The sequence below is a fragment of the Agromyces badenianii genome (genome assembly GCF_003070885.1).
GTDB lineage: Bacteria > Actinomycetota > Actinomycetes > Actinomycetales > Microbacteriaceae > Agromyces > Agromyces badenianii.
In genome coordinates this window covers 2,190,650-2,206,607 of the sequence record NZ_CP028913.1, presented here as the reverse complement: position 1 = coordinate 2,206,607, position 15,958 = coordinate 2,190,650, and the positions used below count along the sequence as shown (strand labels likewise).

The following is a 15,958-nucleotide window of genomic DNA, read 5'->3' as shown; positions in this document are numbered from 1 at the left end:
AATTCCCGAACTCGAGGATGGCAGTGGCATGAGCTTCTACCTTCGGCGGGTCGCCTTCTACCTGGTCACCTTCTGGGCGGCGATTTCGCTCAACTTCCTGCTCCCGCGGCTGCTGCCGGGCGATCCGGCGGCGATCATGCTCGGCAAGCTGCGGCGAGCCAGCGGAGGGCGGCCGCTCTCCGAGGAGACCATTCAGGCGATCACCTCGATCCTCGGTGCCGGGAAGGACATGTCCCTCTGGGACCAGTACCTCGCGTACTGGGGCCGGCTGCTTCAGGGAGACCTCGGTGTCTCCTCGACGAGGTATCCGGCCCAGGTCGCGGATCTGATCGCCGGGGCACTGCCCTGGACGATCATCCTGGTCGGTGTCGCGACCGTCATCTCATTCGCGCTCGGCATCATCGTCGGCGCGTGGGTGGGATGGCGGCGCGGCACCTGGCTCGATCACCTCGTGCCGATCACGACCGTCTTCCAGTCCATCCCCTACTTCTGGCTCGCGCTCGTGCTGGTCGCGGTCTTCTCGGTGCAGCTCGGGATCTTCCCGATCGTCGGCGGGTACGACGTGTTCGAGTTCCCAGGCGGTCCAGAGCTCAGCTGGGCGTTCATCGGCAGTGCGATCTACCACGCCATCCTCCCGGCGATCACGATCGTGCTCTCGTCGGTCGGCGGCTGGCTGCTCGGCATGCGCAACATGATGGTCTCCACGATGTCCGAGGACTACGTCGTGACCGCTGAGGCGAAGGGCCTCACCCCGCGCCGGGTGCGCACGAAGTACGCCTCCCGCAACGCCGCCATCCCGAGCCTCGCCGGCTTCGGCATCGCGCTCGGCTTCGTCGTCGCCGGCTCCATCGTGATGGAGCAGGTGTTCAGCTATCCGGGCATCGGCAAGCTCATGATCCAGGCGGTGCAGGGGCTCGACTACGCACTCATGCAGGGCGTGTTCCTCGTGATCACGCTCACGGTGCTCGCCGCCAACTTCTTCATGGACCTCATCTACGGCTTCATCGACCCGAGGGTGCGACACAATGGATGACTCTCAGCCCACCCTCGATCACGACGCGAGCGATCCCGGCTACGAGACGGGCGACGACGCGCTGTTCCAGGCCCCGGTCTCGGCCGAGGCCGTGCGCGAAGCGACCCGTGAGGCGACCGCGACTGCCGCGATCGCGGCGGCGCGATCGAGCCGCGGCGGCCGGTTCCGGCACATCCTGCCGAGCCGCTCGGGCAAGCTCATCGCGGGCGTCGTGATCGTCGGCCTCATCACCCTGTTCGGCATCTTCGGGCCGATGATCGCCCAGCCGCCCCGCGACTCCGACAACCCCGCCCTGCTCCCGCCCTCGCCCGAGCACTGGCTCGGCACGACCAAGCTCGGCTACGACGTGTTCTCGCAACTCGCGTGGGGCACGCAGGGCTCGCTCTTCATCGGCATCGTCGCCGGCATCGTCGCCCTGGTGCTCGCCGTCGTCTTCGGCGTGTTCGCCGGGTACTTCGGCGGCGTGCTCGACGAGCTGCTGACGCTCTTCACGAACATCGTGCTCGTGATCCCCGGGCTGCCCGTCGTGATGGTGATCGCCGCGTACGTGCAGAACGCCGAGGGGCTCGGGCCGCTTGCCCGGAGCTCCCTCCTCGTCGCGCTCATCCTCGGCATCACCGGCTGGGCCGGGTCCGCCGTGGTGCTCCGGGCGCAGGCCAGGTCGCTGCGCACCCGAGAGTACGTCGCGGCGGCGCGGGTCGCGGGTGAGAAGCCCGGCCGCATCATCTTCGTCGAGATCCTCCCGAACCTCGTGCCGCTCCTGGCCGCCCAGTTCATCTTCGGCGTCATCTTCGCGGTGCTCGGCGAGGCCGGGCTCTCCTACCTCGGCCTCGGCCCGACCGGTTCGATCACGCTCGGCACCATGCTGAACGATGCGCAGACGGGTCAGGCCGTCGGCACCGGAGCCTGGTGGTGGTTCGTGCCGCCGGGCGCGATCATCGCGGCACTCGGCGCCGGTCTCTCCCTCATCAACTTCGCGATCGACGAGGTCGTGAACCCCAAGCTCAGGCTCGCGCCTGAGAACGCGAAGCGCCAGCGCAGGGCCGCAAAGGCCGGCAAGGGCGTCGCCGACACCGGAGCATTCGCATGAACGGCACGAGCATCATGGGCGAGGCCGTGCTGACCGCACGCGACGTCTCGATCGAATACGAAGTCGACCCGCCGGTGAAGGCCGTGCGCAACGCGACCATCACGCTGCATCGCGGCGAGATCCTCGGACTGGCCGGCGAGTCGGGGTGCGGCAAGACGACCCTCGCCTACGGCCTCAACCGGCTCCTCAAGGCGCCGGCGCTGATGACCGGCGGCGAGGTGGTGTTCCACGATGCATCCGGCCGCGACATCGACGTCGTCGCACTCGACGGCGAGGCGCTGCGAACGTTCCGCTGGGACAAGGTCTCGATGGTCTTCCAGGGTTCGATGAACTCGCTGAATCCCGTCATGAACGTGCGCAAGCAGTTGCATGACGTGTTCACGACGCATCGACCCGCGATGAAGCGCGCCGAGCGCGAGGCTCGCAGCGCGGAGCTGCTGAACCTCGTCGGCGTCGACCCCTCGCGCCTCTCGAGCTTTCCGCACGAGCTGTCGGGCGGCATGCGTCAGCGCGTCATGATCGCCATGGCGCTCGCCCTCGACCCGCAGGTGATGATCATGGACGAACCGACCACCGCCCTCGACGTCGTCGTGCAGCGCGGCATCATCCGCGAGATCATGCGTCTTCGCGAGCGGCTCGGCTTCGCGGTGATCTTCATCACGCACGACCTGCCCCTCCTCATCGAGATCAGCGATCGCATCGCGATCATGCTCGACGGCGCGATCGTCGAAGAGGGCGACGCCGAGAAGATCTACCGCAGCCCGGAGCATCCGTACACGAGGCGATTGCTCTCGAGCTTCCCGAGCCTGCGCGGCGAACGCGGCGACTTCATCCGCACCGGTGCGGCAGCCGGAGGTGCGGCATGAGCGCCCACGTTCGCGGCACGGCGGTCGACACCACGGCGCTCGAGGCACGCAACCTGGTCAAGGACTTCCGGCTGCGCAGCGGGCTGAAGGTGCGCACGCTGCACGCGGTGAAGGATGTCTCGTTCACGCTCGAGCCCGGACGCACGATCGCGCTCGTCGGTGAGAGCGGATCGGGCAAGTCGACGATCGCGCGCATGATGGCCAAGCTCGAGACGCCGAGCTCGGGCGAGGTGCTGCTCGACGGGGTGCCGAGCTCCAACCGCGGCGCCGGCCTCGCCCGCTACCGGCGCGACGTGCAGATGGTCTTCCAGGATCCGTTCGGATCGCTGAATCCGTTCCACCCGATCCGGCACCACATCGAGCGGCCGCTGCGCATCCACAACCCGCGGCTCTCGGGTCGGGAGATCCGCGAGCGGGCCGACGAACTGCTCGAACGCGTGCGGCTGTCGCCGGCGTCGACGTTCGGCGACCGCAGGCCGCACGAACTCTCGGGCGGCCAGCGGCAACGCGTGGCGATCGCGCGGGCCCTCGCGCCCGGTGCACGGTTCATCGTCGCCGACGAGCCGGTCTCGATGCTCGACGTGTCGATTCGCCTCGGCGTGCTGAACCTGTTGGCAGAACTGCAGCGACAGGAGCACCTGGGCGTGCTCTACATCACGCACGACCTGGCGACCGCACGGCACTTCTCCGACGAGATCCTCGTGATGTACCGCGGCGAGATCGTCGAGCGAGGGCCGAGCGAGCAGGTGATCCTCGACCCGCAGCACGAGTACACGAAGACGCTGCTCGAGGCGGCGGCCGACCCCGACCGGCTCGGGCGACTCCGCGATGAGGTGCGAAACGGCAGCTGAAACAATTCAGTAAAGATCCTTGATAGATAGAGTGGCGAGAGAATGACGGACATGAGAGAGGCGGCCCGCATGAACCAGATCGATCCGGGAACCCCGACCTGGCTCGCGGCTCGCAACGACCGCGCCGCCTTCCGTCTCATGCTCGAGCACGGGCCGCTCACCCGGTCGAGACTCGGTGAACTGACCGGCCTCTCGAAGCCGACCGCGTCGCAGATGCTGGCCCGCCTCGAGCGGGTCGGGCTGATCCGCCCGGTCGGCGAACTGTCGGGTGGACGCGGACCGAACGCCGTCACATACGGCGTACGAACCGACCGCATCACCGGTGTCGCGATCTCGATCCTCGAGCGATCGATCCAGGCGGTCGTGGTCGATGCAGTCGACCACGAGCACCCGATCGTGCAGATCGCGACCGATGCGGTCGAGCGGACTCCCGAGGGCGATGTGCGTGCCGCGGTGCGCGCCGCCTGCGCGGAGGCCGGTATCGACGAGTCCTCGGTCAGCCGCGTCGTCATCGGCGTGCAGGCGGCGTTCTTCGTCGACGGCGATGAGCTCTCGTTCACCGACACCCTGCCCGGGTGGCCGGCGGTCGGGGCTCGTCGCCGCATCGAGGAGGCGCTCGGCCTGCACGTCACGATCGACAACGACGTGAACCTCGCCACCATGGCCGAACGCTCGGCCGGGGCCGCCCAGCACACCGCGAGCTTCGCGCTGTTCTGGATCGGCGAGGGCCTCGGTGTCGGCGTCGACCTCGGCGGGGTCGTGCATCGGGGGGCATCGGGGGGTGCGGGCGAGATCGGCTACCTCGCGGTGCCGCGAACGGCCGCGGCGCTCGAACCCGACGCGAACGACTTCACCGACCTGCTCGGCGGCCCGGCGGTCGCCCGGTTGCTCGGCGGCGATGCCGACCACCTCACCGATCTGCTGCCCAGGGTCGCGGGTGACGAGGCGATGCTCACGGCGCTCGCCGACCGGGTGATCCTCGCGGTCGATCCGCTGCTCGCGATCCTCGATCCGTCGATGATCGTGCTCGGCGGTCCGACCGGCATCGCGGGCGGCGATCGCCTGGCCGAGCTCGTCACGAAACGTATCGATCCGGCGGCCCATCCGAACCTCACGGTGCGCACGAGCGGCACCGGGACGCAGCCGGTGCTCCTCGGAGCACGCCAGCAGCTCGTCGACCAGATTCGAGACCACCTCGAGGCGGACATCTCACTCGCGACCTGAATCGACCTTCGGGGAGCGGATGCCCCAGCGGCATCCACCCGACCAAGAACCCCGTTTCGCGCTCGAGCGCGCGGAGCGAACCACGCACGGAATGAGGACCATATGAAGCTCACCATCGTCGGCGGAGGATCGACCTACACGCCCGAACTCATCGACGGGTTCGCACGCCTCCGCGACACGCTGCCGCTCGAGGAGATCCGGCTCGTCGACCCCGACGAGAACCGCCTCGCGCTCGTCGCCGGCATGTCGCAGCGCATGCTCGAGCACGCGGGCCACCCGGCCAAGGTGATCGGCACGACCGATCTCGTGGCGGGCGTCACCGACGCCGATGCCGTGCTGATCCAGTTGCGAGTCGGCGGGCAGGACGCCCGGCACGCCGACGAGACGTGGCCGCACGAGGTCGGATGCATCGGCCAGGAGACGACCGGTCCCGGCGGGCTCGCGAAGGCGTTGCGCACGGTGCCCGTCGTGCTGCGCATTGCGGATGTCGTGCGCGCTCACGCGAAGCCCGACGCCTGGATCGTCGACTTCACGAACCCGGTCGGCATCGTCACCCGCGCGCTCCTCGAGGCCGGCCACCGCGCGGTGGGCCTCTGCAACGTCGCGATCGGGTTCCAGCGCCGGTTCGCGTCGCTCTTCGACGTCGACCACGACCGGGTCAGCCTCGGCCACGTCGGCCTCAACCACCTGACGTGGGAGCGAAGCGTCGTCATCGACGGCGCCGACCGCCTGCCCGGCCTGTTGCAGCACCGACTCGGCTACCTCGCCGAAGAGGTGCACCTCGCGCCCGAGCTCATCGCACAGCTCGGCGTCGTCCCCTCCTACTATCTGCGCTACTACTACGCGCACGACGAGGTGCTGCGCGAGCAGCTGCACGAGCCGACGAGGGCCGAGGCGGTGCGGGCGATCGAGCGCGAACTGCTCGAGCTCTACGCCGACCCCACCCAGAACGAGAAGCCCGCTGCACTCGAGGGGCGCGGCGGAGCCTTCTACTCCGAAGCGGCGATCGAGCTGCTCGCCGCCATGCGCGACGGGCAGAGCCGGGCGCGCGTGGTCAACCTGCGCAATGACGGCGTGCTGCCGTTCCTGCCCGACGACCACGTCATCGAGGTGCCGGCCGCGTTCCGCGACGGGGGATTCGTCGCGGAACCGGTCGCGCCGCTGCCCGACGACATCCGCGGCCTGATCGCCGGTGTCGCCGGGTACGAGCGGCTCGCGCTCGATGCGGCCGTGCACGGCGGCCGCGACCGGGTGCTCCGCGCGATGCGGGCCCACCCGCTGGTGTTGCAGCACGATCGTGCCGAGCAGCTCACCGACCTGCTCCTCGCCGAGAACGCTCCATTCCTGGAGTGGGCCCGATGAGCGGGCTCATCGTCGCGATCGACGCGGGCGGCTCGAAGACCGACGCGGTCGCTCTGACGATCGACGGCGAGCTCGTCGCGCATCGTCGCGGCCCCGGATCGAGCCCGCACCTCGAGGGACTGGCCGACGCGGTCAGGGTCGTCGACGAGCTCGTTCGCGCAGTCGCGCGCGGTGAGCGGGTGGAGCACGCGAGCCTCTTCGTCTCCGGCCTCGACCTGCCCGTCGAGATCGAGCAGTACGCCGACGCGATCACCGGGTTCGACTGGGCGGGGGAGTCGACGGTCGTCGACAACGACCTCTACGCCCTGCTGCGCGCCGGCACCGACGAACTCGATGCCGTCGCCATCATCTGCGGCACGGGAGTGAATGCGATCGGCGTGCGCGCCGACGGCGCCGACGTGCGCTTCCCCGCGCTCGGCGGCATCTCGGGTGACTGGGGCGGCGGAAGCGGCATCGGCGAGCAGGCGCTCTGGCATGCGGCGCGCGACGCCGACGGCCGGGGACCGCACACGATGCTCTCGGCCGTGATCGTCGAGCAGCTGGGCGTCGAGTCGGTGCCCGCGCTGATCGAGGACCTGCACTTCGGACGACGTGATTCGAGCGAGCTCACCGCGCTCACTCCGGCGGTCTTCGAAGCGGCCCGCGCGGGCGACGCCGTCGCCGCCGGTCTCGTCGATCGCCAGGCCGAGGAGCTCGTCGCCTTCGCCCGGGCCTGCGTGACGCGCCTCGGGCTCGAGCGGCGTTCGATTCCGATCGTGCTCGGCGGCGGCATCGTGCGCTCGGGTGACGAGCGGCTGATCTCGGGCATCACGGCGGGGCTCGCACAGGTCGCGCCCGAGGCCCGCATCGAGATCCTCGAGACCGCGCCGATCGTCGGTGCGGCGCTGCTGGCGCTCGGCAACGCCGGTGCCGCGCCCGAAGCCCTCGAGAGGGCGCGTGCCGCGGTCACGCAGGTGAGTCGGGCGGATGCCACGCGCGAGGTGCAGCCCGCCTCGAGCTGATCACCCGGCGTGCCCGCTTCGCGTGCCGTGCGGGGTGCGCGATCGGGGCGGGAGGGGTAGCGTCGCCCCATGGCCATTCCGCAGCGATTCTCGCTCGTCACGCTGGGCGTCGCCGACGTCGAGGTCGCCATGGCGTTCTACCGCAGGCTCGGCTGGCGTGAAGCGCCGTCGTCGGTCGTGGGCGAGGTCGCGTTCTTCGCCACCCCCGGCGGAGTGCTGGCCCTCTGGGAGACGGCGGAGCTCGCGAAGGATGCCGCGTTGCCGACGATGCACGCGAACGCCCCGAGCTTCCGCGCCGTCGCACTCGCGATCAACCTCGGCTCGCGTGACGAGGTCGACGACGCCGTCGGCGATTGGGTGCTCGCCGGTGGATCCATCTCGAGGGCCGCGGCCGAGACGGAGTGGGGCGGCTACAGCGGCTACGTGGCCGACCCCGACGGCAACCTCTGGGAGCTCGCGCACAACCCGTCGTGGCCGCTCGACGAACGAGGGCTGCCCGTGCTGCACGGCGCCTGATCGACGCTGGTCAGGACAGCTTCCTGCGGCATCTACACTGGAATCCGTGACTTCTGAGGAAACCGTCGACGTCGTGCTCATCGGCGGCGGCATCATGAGCGCCACGCTCGGCTCCCTGCTCTCGCAACTCCAGCCCGATTGGTCCATTCGCGTCTACGAACGGCTGGGCGAGGTCGCGCAGGAATCGTCGAATGCGTGGAACAACGCGGGCACCGGCCACGCGGCACTCTGCGAGCTGAACTACATGCCCGAGAACCCCGACGGCACGGTCAGCCCAGACAAGGCCGTCGCGATCAACGAGCAGTTCCAGGTGAGCCGCCAGTACTGGTCGTACCTCGTGCAGCACGGTGCGCTGCCCGAACCGCACAACTTCATCAACTCGACGCCGCACATGACCTTCGTCAAGGGCAAGGCGAACATCGAGTACCTGAAGAAGCGCGTCGAGGCGCTGAAGGGCCAGCCGCTCTTCCCCGACGTGGAGTACACCGAAGACCTCGAGCGCATCGCCGAGTGGACCCCGCTCCTCGCCAAGAAGCGCAACCCCAAGGCGCGCATCGCCGCGACCCGCATCGTCGCGGGCACCGACGTCGACTTCGGCGCGCTCACCCGGCTGCTGCTGAGCGACATCGAGCGACGCGGCGCCGAGATCGCGACGAACCACCAGGTCACCGGGTTGAAGCGCCAGAAAGACGGCACCTGGAGGATCCGGCTGCGTCACCTCGTCGGCAACACGCCCAAGACGGTCAACGCCCGCTTCGTGTTCGTCGGTGCGGGCGGCGGCGCGCTCGCGCTGCTGCAGAACTCGGGCATCCCCGAGATCAAGGGCTTCGGCGGATTCCCGATCTCTGGCCAGTTCTTCCGCACCACGAACCCCAAGCTCGTGGCGCAGCACCAGGCGAAGGTCTACGGCAAGGCCGCGAAGGGCGCACCGCCGATGTCGGTGCCGCACCTCGACACCCGGGTGGTCGACGGCGAGACGGCTCTGCTCTTCGGGCCTTACGCGGGCTTCACGCCGAAGTTCCTGAAGACCTCGACGTGGTTCGACCTGCCGTTCTCGATCCGCCCGCACAACCTCGGGCCGATGATCCAGGTGGGGCTGAAGAACTTCGACCTCGTGAAGTACCTCGTCTCCGAACTCCTCGCCTCGCGCGACAAGAAGCTCGCCGCGCTGCGTCAGTTCATGCCGTCGGCCAAGAGCGAGGATTGGGAGCTCATCACCGCCGGCCAGCGCGTGCAGGTCATGAAGAAAGACCCGGAGAAGGGCGGAGTGCTGCAGTTCGGCACCGAGGTCATCACGGGCGCCGACGGCACGATCGCCGGCCTGCTCGGCGCATCGCCGGGTGCGTCGACCGCCGCCCCGATCATGCTCGACGTGCTCGGCCGCTGCTTCCCCGAGCGCATGATCGACTGGGAGCCCAAGCTGCGCGAGATGATCCCGAGCTACGGAACGAAGCTCTCGGGCGACCCTGAGACGGCGGCGGCCTCGCTCGCCGCAACGGCGAAGGTGCTCGACCTCACGGCCTGACGCTCGACGGCGATCATCGCCGGTTGCGTTCTCGGCGAACTCTGGTACCGTCGTACCCGCTATGAAGTGAGCACACACCCTCGTCCCGCGCCTGAGGCGCCGTCGACATCGGGTGTGCGCACGGTTCCGATCACACCATGCTGATCGCGACGGCTTCGGCGCGCACCCATCGACGGCAATGCCCGGCGGGGCTCCCCCTCCGCTCCCGGGCGGTCGTCGGCGCCGCGCGCCTGCGTTCCGCCGGCCCGGTGCATCGTGCGAACGAAACGCGCGCCGCGGCATCCGTCGACCGCCCGGGGGCACTCGCGCAAAGGGCGTACCCATGGCTGTATCCGTCACCCGTTCCGAACATCTCCGCGTCGACGGGCTCTCCGTCTCCTTCCCCGATCGCCGGGTGTTCGCCGACCTCGGCTTCACTGTCGCCCCGAGCCAGCGGCTCGGACTGATCGGCGAGAACGGGGCCGGCAAGTCCACGCTGCTGCGGCTGATCGCCGGCGAGTTCGAGCGAGGGGATGCCGCGGCATCCACTCGCTCGAATGCCGCCGTCTCGGGCCGCATCGCCCGGCCTCATCGCACGGGGCTGCTCGCGCAGGAGCTGCCGTTCGGGCCACAGGAGCGAATCGACCAAGTGCTCGAGGCGGCCCTCGCCGAGGTGCGCGGCATCGAGCGCGAGCTCGACGATGCTGCCGCGGCGCTCGCCGGCGACGACTCCGGCGCCGCGTCGGCGCGGTACTCGGCGGCGCTCGACGCGGCGGAGCGCGCTGACGTCTGGAGCGTCGAGGCGCGCCGGGACGAGCTCCTCGACGGGCTCGGTGTCGGCTCGCTCGGGCTCGATCGCCGGGTGTCCGAGCTCTCGGGCGGGCAGCGTTCGCGGTTCGCGCTGGCCGCCCTGCTGCTCAGCGCGCCCGAGGCGCTGCTGCTCGACGAGCCGACCAACCACCTCGACGACGCTGCAGCGACGTTCCTCGAGGGTCGGCTCCGCGCCTGGCCGGGGCCGGTCGTATTCGCCAGTCACGATCGCGAGTTCCTCGATCGGGTGGCCACGGGCCTGCTCGACCTCGATCCCGGCCGGACCGGAGCGCTCGCTCTCGCCGCCAGGGGTCGCGGCGGCGAGGGCGTCTCGCGCTCCGAGATGCTCGCGGCATCCGGCGGCACCGTCTTCGGCGGGAGCTTCTCGGAGTTCCTGACCGTGAAGGCCGACGAGCGGGCGCGCTGGCAGCGCCGGTTCGACGACGAGCAGGAGGAGATGCAGCGCCTTCGCGGCGAGGTCGCGGGCGGGGCACGCCGTGTCGCCCATGGCCGCGCGGCAACCGACAACGACAAGTTCATCCGCCACTTCAAGGGGGAGGGCGTCGATCAGGCGGTGTCCCGGAGGGTGCGAAGCGCAGAGAGCCGCCTCGCCGCACTCGAAGGCGAGCAGGTGCCGAAGCCGCCGGCGCCCATCGCGTTCGCCGGAATACCGTCGGGCTCGCACGCGCTCGACGACGCAGCGGGGCTCCTCTTGCAGCTGAGCGACGTCGCGGTCGACGGTCGGCTGGCGCTCGACGCGCTGCAGGTGGCGCCGCTCACGAGGCTGCTCGTGACGGGTGCGAACGGCGCCGGAAAGTCGACGCTGTTGAGCGTGCTCGCCGGCACCCGGCAGGTCGACCGCGGCTCGGTGCATCGGCGCAGAGCGCTGCGCGTGCAACTGCTCGAGCAGGACGTGCGTTTCGCGGATCCCGACGCGTCACCTCGCGCCCTCTACGAGCGCGTGCTCGGCGAGCGGCGCGCCGAGCAGGTGCCGCTCGGAGGGCTCGGCCTCATCGCCCCGCGCGACGAGTCGCGCCCGATCGGAGCGCTCTCGGTGGGGCAGCAGCGCAGGCTCGCGCTCGCGCTCGTGATCGCCCGGCCGCCGCACGTCTTCCTCCTCGACGAGCCGACGAACCACCTCTCGCTCGCGCTCGCGACCGACCTCGAGGCGGCACTCGGCACGTACCCGGGAGCGGTCGTCATCGCGAGCCACGACCGATGGCTACGCCGCCGGTGGTCGGGCGAGGAGCTCGAGCTCGCCGCGGGCAGGCCCGTCGGCGAGCGCGTGCCGCAGTGATGCGAAGGATGCCGCGGTGCGCGGGCCGCGGCATCCGGCCGGGCTGCGCTTGCATCCCGTTCGAACATGTGTTCGAATGTCGGTATGCGGTGGAGTGGTCAGGAGCTTGGCATCGAACAGCTCGGTGCCCTGCCCGGGCTCGCGAAGCTCAACAACCTCGTGCGTTCGGTGCAGACGCCCGAGTTCGCCGGCGTCACCTTCCACGAGGTGCTGGCGAAATCGGCGCTGAACCGCGTGCCCGGCCGATCGGCGATGCCCTTCGGCTGGACGATCAACCCATATCGAGGCTGCACCCACGCGTGCACCTACTGCTTCGCACGGCCGACGCACACGTACCTCGATCTCGATGCCGGCGACGACTTCGACCGCCAGATCATCGTGAAGGTCAACGTCGCCGAGGTGTTGCGGGGCGAACTCGCCAAGCCGTCGTGGCGGCACGATCCCGTCGCGCTCGGCACCAACACCGACCCGTACCAGCGGGCCGAAGGGCGCTATGCGCTCATGCCGGGTGTGATCGAGGCGCTCGCCTCCAGTGGCACGCCGCTCAGCATCCTCACGAAGGGCACCCTGCTGCGCCGAGACCTGCCGCTCCTCGTCGACGCGGCCGAGCTGGTGCCCGTCGACCTGGCGATGTCGATCGCGATCTACGACGACGAACTGCAGCGGTCGGTCGAGCCAGGCACGCCGAGCACCAAGGCCCGGCTCGCGACGGTCACCGCCGTGCGTGAGGCCGGCCTCGACTGCTCGGTGTTCCTGATGCCGATCCTGCCCTTCCTCACCGATTCGAGGGCGCACCTCGACGAAGCATTACGCTCGGTGAAGGCCGCGGGTGGCACCACTGTGCTCTACACCGCGCTGTACCTCCGGGGCGGCGTGAAGCCGTGGTTCATGCAGTGGCTCGAGCGCGCACACCCCGAGCTCGTGCCGAAATACCGCTCGATGTACTTCGGCACCAACGCCTACGCACCGAAGGCGTACCGGCACTGGCTCAGCCAGCGGATTCAACCGCTGATCAGGGCGCATGGCCTCGAACGGGGGCGTGAAGATCCCGCCACCGGGGGAGTGCGGTCGTCGGCGCTCGCTCGACGTCAGGCGACCGGCGGAGCTGCCGTGGCACGGGTGGGCGCGGCCGGCGCGGGCCGTGAACTCCCCGATGCGCTCGGCCTTCCGCCCGATCCGTCCGCATTGTTCTGACCGCGCCGTCCACGTGGCGAGCCCTCGAGCTGGGATAATCCGCTGAGGCGCATACATCGCCGTCGGCAGGGGCGCTACGAGCGGAGGACACGATGAGCCTGGGGCTGCCAGGACACCTTGCGCGGGATTCGTTGAGTCGTGCACTTGCCAATGCCGGCCATTGGGCCGCGTTCACGTGTCTCGGCATCGTCTTGCTCATCAGTCTCGTCATGGCGACGCTCGGCGGCGCACCCGACGGCTGGGCGAGCACGGTGCTCGCGATCGTCATGATCGTGCTGCTCGCGCTCGTCGCGCGGCATCCGACGGTCACCTTGACGGTGACCTACCTGCTGGTCGGTGCGGCGGTGGTGTGCGCCGACACGGTGATGCTCCTGGGTCGTGACGGGGAGTTCTCGACGACGAACAACGCAGTGCTCGCCCTCCCTCGCACCGCGCTGATCCTCGTGGGCGGCGCCGGAAGCGGATCGGTGACCGCGCTCGTCTGGGCGACCCTCGGCTTCGCGCTCGGCGAGGCGGCGGCGTTCCTCGGCGTCGCCCTCGTCGGCGGCGCATACGAGCCGAACTTCGCAGCGGGGCTGGCGTTCGTCGTGGTCATCGTCGTGCGGGTGTTCGACGGTGCGAGCCGCCGGGCCGGCCTGCGCCGCGAGGCCGGGCTGCACCGGGGCAGCCGGCAGACGCGAGAGCTCGCCATCCGGCACGACTACGAACTCCGTGCCACGGCGCGGCTGCACGACATCGCCCTCAGCCATCTCGTGGCGATCGCGGCAGCCGGTTCCGGGCCGGTCGAGGAGCGACTCCGGGCCGGCGTCCGTCAGGATCTCGGTCTCATCGTGGGGCGCGACTGGGCGATCGATCATGCGGGCAGTGCCGTCGGCGTCGCACCGGCCCGGAGTCCGTCCGCGGGAGCGGCATCCACCGCGGGATGGCACACAGGGCATCGCGGCAGCGGCGACAGCGCATCGGCCGACCAGGGAACGCCGGAGGAGCGCACCGTGCCATCGCTCGTGCTCTCGTTCTCGTCGGCGGCCGACGCGGGGCTCGAACTGCGGATCACCGGTGACTTCTCGGTACTCGGCGTGCTCGGGCCCCGCCGGATCGCCGTGCTCGACGCCGCGGTCGCACAGTGCCTCATCAACGTCGCCAGGCACGCCGGGGTCGACCGGGCCGATCTCGCATTGGGCTTCGGCGGCGGCGAGGTCACGGTCGCCATCATGGACAGCGGCGTCGGTTTCGACGAGAGCGAGGTGCCGGCCGACCGCATCGGACTGCGCACCTCGATCCGAGCACGGATCCAACAGGAACAGGGCACGGTGCGGCTCTGGTCGACGAAGGGCATCGGCACGACGATCGTGCTGACCGTCCCCGAGGGCGGCGCATGAGCGGGCGGATGCACCTCACCCAACAGGAGGCCGACCCGATCGGCGCGATCAGCGCGTCGCCCATCGTGGCGATCGGAGCCGCGCTGGCGCTCGCGCTGGCCATCGTGATGAGCTGGTTGCACTGGAGCGAGGTCGGGTCGCCGCCGGCCGCAGTCGTCGCGATCCTGCTGGTGGCCGCAGCGGGAGTGGCGGCCACGCTGTCGGCGGCACCGGCCCGGGCACCGTTCACCACCGAACGCCTCTGGCTCGTCGTGACGTTGTCGGTCGGCGCGGCGATCGCGGAGTACATCAGCACCATCGGCTCCAATCGCTACCTGTACGACGACTTCGGACCCGCCGTCATCGGCATGCTGATCCTCTCGCTGGCCCCGTACTGCACGTGGGTCTCTGCGGCACTGGCCGGGGTGCTCGCGTCGGTCGTGCTCACGATCCTCGTCATCGGGGCGTCGCCGTACACCGTGGTGGACGCCCCGATACCGGCGCTCGTCGCGGTGAGTTCGGCGCCGGTGCTCACGCTGTCGGCGGCCGCCGCCGGCTACTCGTACGGCATCATCGCCGAGACGCTCGCATGGCAGCGCGAGGCCAACAGGGCCGCGCTGCAGCGCGACGCCGAACTGCGGGCCGGCCTCGCCCGCTCGGTGCAGCAGAGCCGGGTGTCGGTGCTCGGCCAAGAGGTGCTGCCCTTCCTCGCCGGCGTGATGACCGCCGAGCGCATCTCGGTCGCCGACGCCGATCGGGCACGCGAACTCGCCGAGGCGCTTCGGCGAGCGCTGCGCGCGGGCCTCGAGTCGACCTGGCTCGACGATCTCGCGGCGAAGGTGCGGGAGAGCCGGGGTGTCGACACGATCATCAAGGACCCCTTGGGCGCTGCGGCCGGTCTCAGCGCCGACCAACGGTCGGCGCTGACGGCCCTCATCTCGTGGCTCGGCGATGCGGAGCGGTCGACGCTGATCAGGGCCGTGCTCACGACCGACGACGAGCACGGGGAACGGGGAACCATCACACTCGTGACCGAGGCGGGCGCCTCGCCGCCGACGAGGCGCGAACTCGATCGTTTCGTCGCGGTGGCGCGTTCGGTGGGCATGCATGCCGTATCCACCTCGACGCGAGAGAATGTGAGGGTGGAGTTGAATTATGACGTCGAGTGAATCGATGCCGACCGAGATCGGCCCGAGAGCGGCAGACGGGTGGTTCGCGTAGTGGCCAAGCTGTATTTCCGCTACGGGGCGATGAACTCCGGCAAGTCGACGGCGTTGCTCCAGGCGGCCTTCAACTACGAAGAACGCGGCCACCAGGTGCTGCTCGCGAAACCGGCGGTCGACACGAAGGGCGATCGAGACATCGTGTCGCGCCTCGGCGTCGAGCGCGAGGTGGATTTCACGATCGGGCCCGACTCGAACGTGCTCGACCTCTTCCAGTCCCTTCGCAATCGGGTCATCGAGGAGCACGGGCGCGACGTGAGCTGCCTGCTCGTCGACGAGGCGCAGTTCCTGACCTCAGAGCAGGTCGACGACCTCCTGCGCATCGCGCTCATCGACGGCATCCCGGTGCTCGCCTATGGCATCCGCACCGACTTCCAGACCATGGCGTTCCCCGGCAGCCGGCGGCTCCTCGAGGTCGCGCACAGCCTCGAAGAGCTGAAGACCATCTGCCGGTGCGGTCGCAAGGCGATCTTCAACGGCCGCCTCATCGACGGCCGGTTCGTGTTCGACGGCGACCAGGTCGCGATCGATGGCGAACTCGTCACTTACGAGTCGCTCTGCGGCGTCTGCTATCTCGAAGAGAGCGGCGGGGTGTTGCACGCTCGGCACTGACCGTGCGGCAGGGCTGG

At 69.9% G+C, this 15,958-nt stretch carries 14 protein-coding genes; all 14 read left to right on the top strand.

The window, feature by feature from the left end; genetic code table 11:
* The first annotated feature begins 28 nt into the window (after positions 1-28).
* Complete coding sequence (locus DCE93_RS10445) at positions 29-1,033, top strand: ABC transporter permease (protein ID WP_108595832.1); 1,005 nt, start codon at positions 29-31, stop codon at positions 1,031-1,033.
* Positions 1,026-2,123, top strand: a complete 1,098-nt coding sequence (locus DCE93_RS10440; RefSeq protein WP_108595831.1) for an ABC transporter permease — start codon at positions 1,026-1,028, stop codon at positions 2,121-2,123. The genes DCE93_RS10445 and DCE93_RS10440 overlap by 8 nt, the downstream gene beginning before the upstream one ends.
* 14 nt (positions 2,124-2,137) lie before the next feature.
* Positions 2,138-2,989 (top strand): ABC transporter ATP-binding protein, encoded by an 852-nt coding sequence (locus DCE93_RS10435; RefSeq protein ID WP_108596714.1) that lies wholly within the window; start codon positions 2,138-2,140, stop codon positions 2,987-2,989.
* Entirely contained in the window at positions 2,986-3,840 is an 855-nt protein-coding gene (locus DCE93_RS10430) for an ABC transporter ATP-binding protein (RefSeq protein ID WP_108595830.1), read from the top strand. The genes DCE93_RS10435 and DCE93_RS10430 overlap by 4 nt, the downstream gene beginning before the upstream one ends.
* Before the next feature lie 42 nt (positions 3,841-3,882).
* Positions 3,883-5,064, top strand: a complete 1,182-nt coding sequence (locus DCE93_RS10425; RefSeq protein WP_235825120.1) for an ROK family transcriptional regulator — start codon at positions 3,883-3,885, stop codon at positions 5,062-5,064.
* A 102-nt stretch (positions 5,065-5,166) separates the two neighbouring features.
* On the top strand, positions 5,167-6,426 hold the full coding sequence (locus DCE93_RS10420; protein WP_108595829.1) for a 6-phospho-beta-glucosidase: 1,260 nt from the start codon (positions 5,167-5,169) through the stop codon (positions 6,424-6,426).
* On the top strand, positions 6,423-7,427 hold the full coding sequence (locus DCE93_RS10415; protein ID WP_108596712.1) for an N-acetylglucosamine kinase: 1,005 nt from the start codon (positions 6,423-6,425) through the stop codon (positions 7,425-7,427). The genes DCE93_RS10420 and DCE93_RS10415 overlap by 4 nt, the downstream gene beginning before the upstream one ends.
* Before the next feature lie 69 nt (positions 7,428-7,496).
* Positions 7,497-7,943 carry a VOC family protein gene (locus tag DCE93_RS10410; RefSeq protein WP_108595828.1) on the top strand — a complete coding sequence of 149 codons (447 nt, stop codon included), beginning with the start codon at positions 7,497-7,499 and terminating at the stop codon, positions 7,941-7,943.
* Between the two features lie 46 nt (positions 7,944-7,989).
* Positions 7,990-9,468: a malate:quinone oxidoreductase gene (locus DCE93_RS10405; RefSeq protein ID WP_108595827.1), complete on the top strand. Its 1,479-nt coding sequence runs from the start codon at positions 7,990-7,992 to the stop codon at positions 9,466-9,468.
* A 322-nt stretch (positions 9,469-9,790) separates the two neighbouring features.
* A complete protein-coding gene (locus tag DCE93_RS10400; RefSeq protein ID WP_108595826.1) occupies positions 9,791-11,554 on the top strand; it encodes an ATP-binding cassette domain-containing protein in 1,764 nt (587 codons plus the stop codon).
* A gap of 84 nt (positions 11,555-11,638) precedes the next feature.
* Positions 11,639-12,748 carry an Rv2578c family radical SAM protein gene (locus tag DCE93_RS10395; protein WP_108595825.1) on the top strand — a complete coding sequence of 370 codons (1,110 nt, stop codon included), beginning with the start codon at positions 11,639-11,641 and terminating at the stop codon, positions 12,746-12,748.
* Between the two features lie 191 nt (positions 12,749-12,939).
* The gene (locus tag DCE93_RS10390; RefSeq protein ID WP_146184981.1) at positions 12,940-14,127 is read left to right on the top strand and encodes a sensor histidine kinase; all 1,188 of its coding nucleotides are present in this window, start codon (positions 12,940-12,942) and stop codon (positions 14,125-14,127) included.
* An 8-nt stretch (positions 14,128-14,135) separates the two neighbouring features.
* Positions 14,136-15,275 carry a hypothetical protein gene (locus tag DCE93_RS10385; protein WP_146184980.1) on the top strand — a complete coding sequence of 380 codons (1,140 nt, stop codon included), beginning with the start codon at positions 14,136-14,138 and terminating at the stop codon, positions 15,273-15,275.
* Positions 15,276-15,326: 51 nt separating this feature from the next.
* Positions 15,327-15,941, top strand: coding sequence for a thymidine kinase (locus tag DCE93_RS10380; protein ID WP_108595822.1), 615 nt, complete (start codon positions 15,327-15,329; stop codon positions 15,939-15,941).
* Positions 15,942-15,958 lie beyond the last annotated feature (17 nt).

Coding starts and splice junctions, on each gene's coding strand:
- DCE93_RS10445 (WP_108595832.1), top strand. CDS start 29: ATGAGCTTCTACCTTCGGCGGGTCGCCTTCTACCTGGTCACCTTCTGG.
- DCE93_RS10440 (WP_108595831.1), top strand. CDS start 1,026: ATGGATGACTCTCAGCCCACCCTCGATCACGACGCGAGCGATCCCGGC.
- DCE93_RS10435 (WP_108596714.1), top strand. CDS start 2,138: ATGGGCGAGGCCGTGCTGACCGCACGCGACGTCTCGATCGAATACGAA.
- DCE93_RS10430 (WP_108595830.1), top strand. CDS start 2,986: ATGAGCGCCCACGTTCGCGGCACGGCGGTCGACACCACGGCGCTCGAG.
- DCE93_RS10425 (WP_235825120.1), top strand. CDS start 3,883: ATGACGGACATGAGAGAGGCGGCCCGCATGAACCAGATCGATCCGGGA.
- DCE93_RS10420 (WP_108595829.1), top strand. CDS start 5,167: ATGAAGCTCACCATCGTCGGCGGAGGATCGACCTACACGCCCGAACTC.
- DCE93_RS10415 (WP_108596712.1), top strand. CDS start 6,423: ATGAGCGGGCTCATCGTCGCGATCGACGCGGGCGGCTCGAAGACCGAC.
- DCE93_RS10410 (WP_108595828.1), top strand. CDS start 7,497: ATGGCCATTCCGCAGCGATTCTCGCTCGTCACGCTGGGCGTCGCCGAC.
- DCE93_RS10400 (WP_108595826.1), top strand. CDS start 9,791: ATGGCTGTATCCGTCACCCGTTCCGAACATCTCCGCGTCGACGGGCTC.
- DCE93_RS10395 (WP_108595825.1), top strand. CDS start 11,639: ATGCGGTGGAGTGGTCAGGAGCTTGGCATCGAACAGCTCGGTGCCCTG.
- DCE93_RS10385 (WP_146184980.1), top strand. CDS start 14,136: ATGCACCTCACCCAACAGGAGGCCGACCCGATCGGCGCGATCAGCGCG.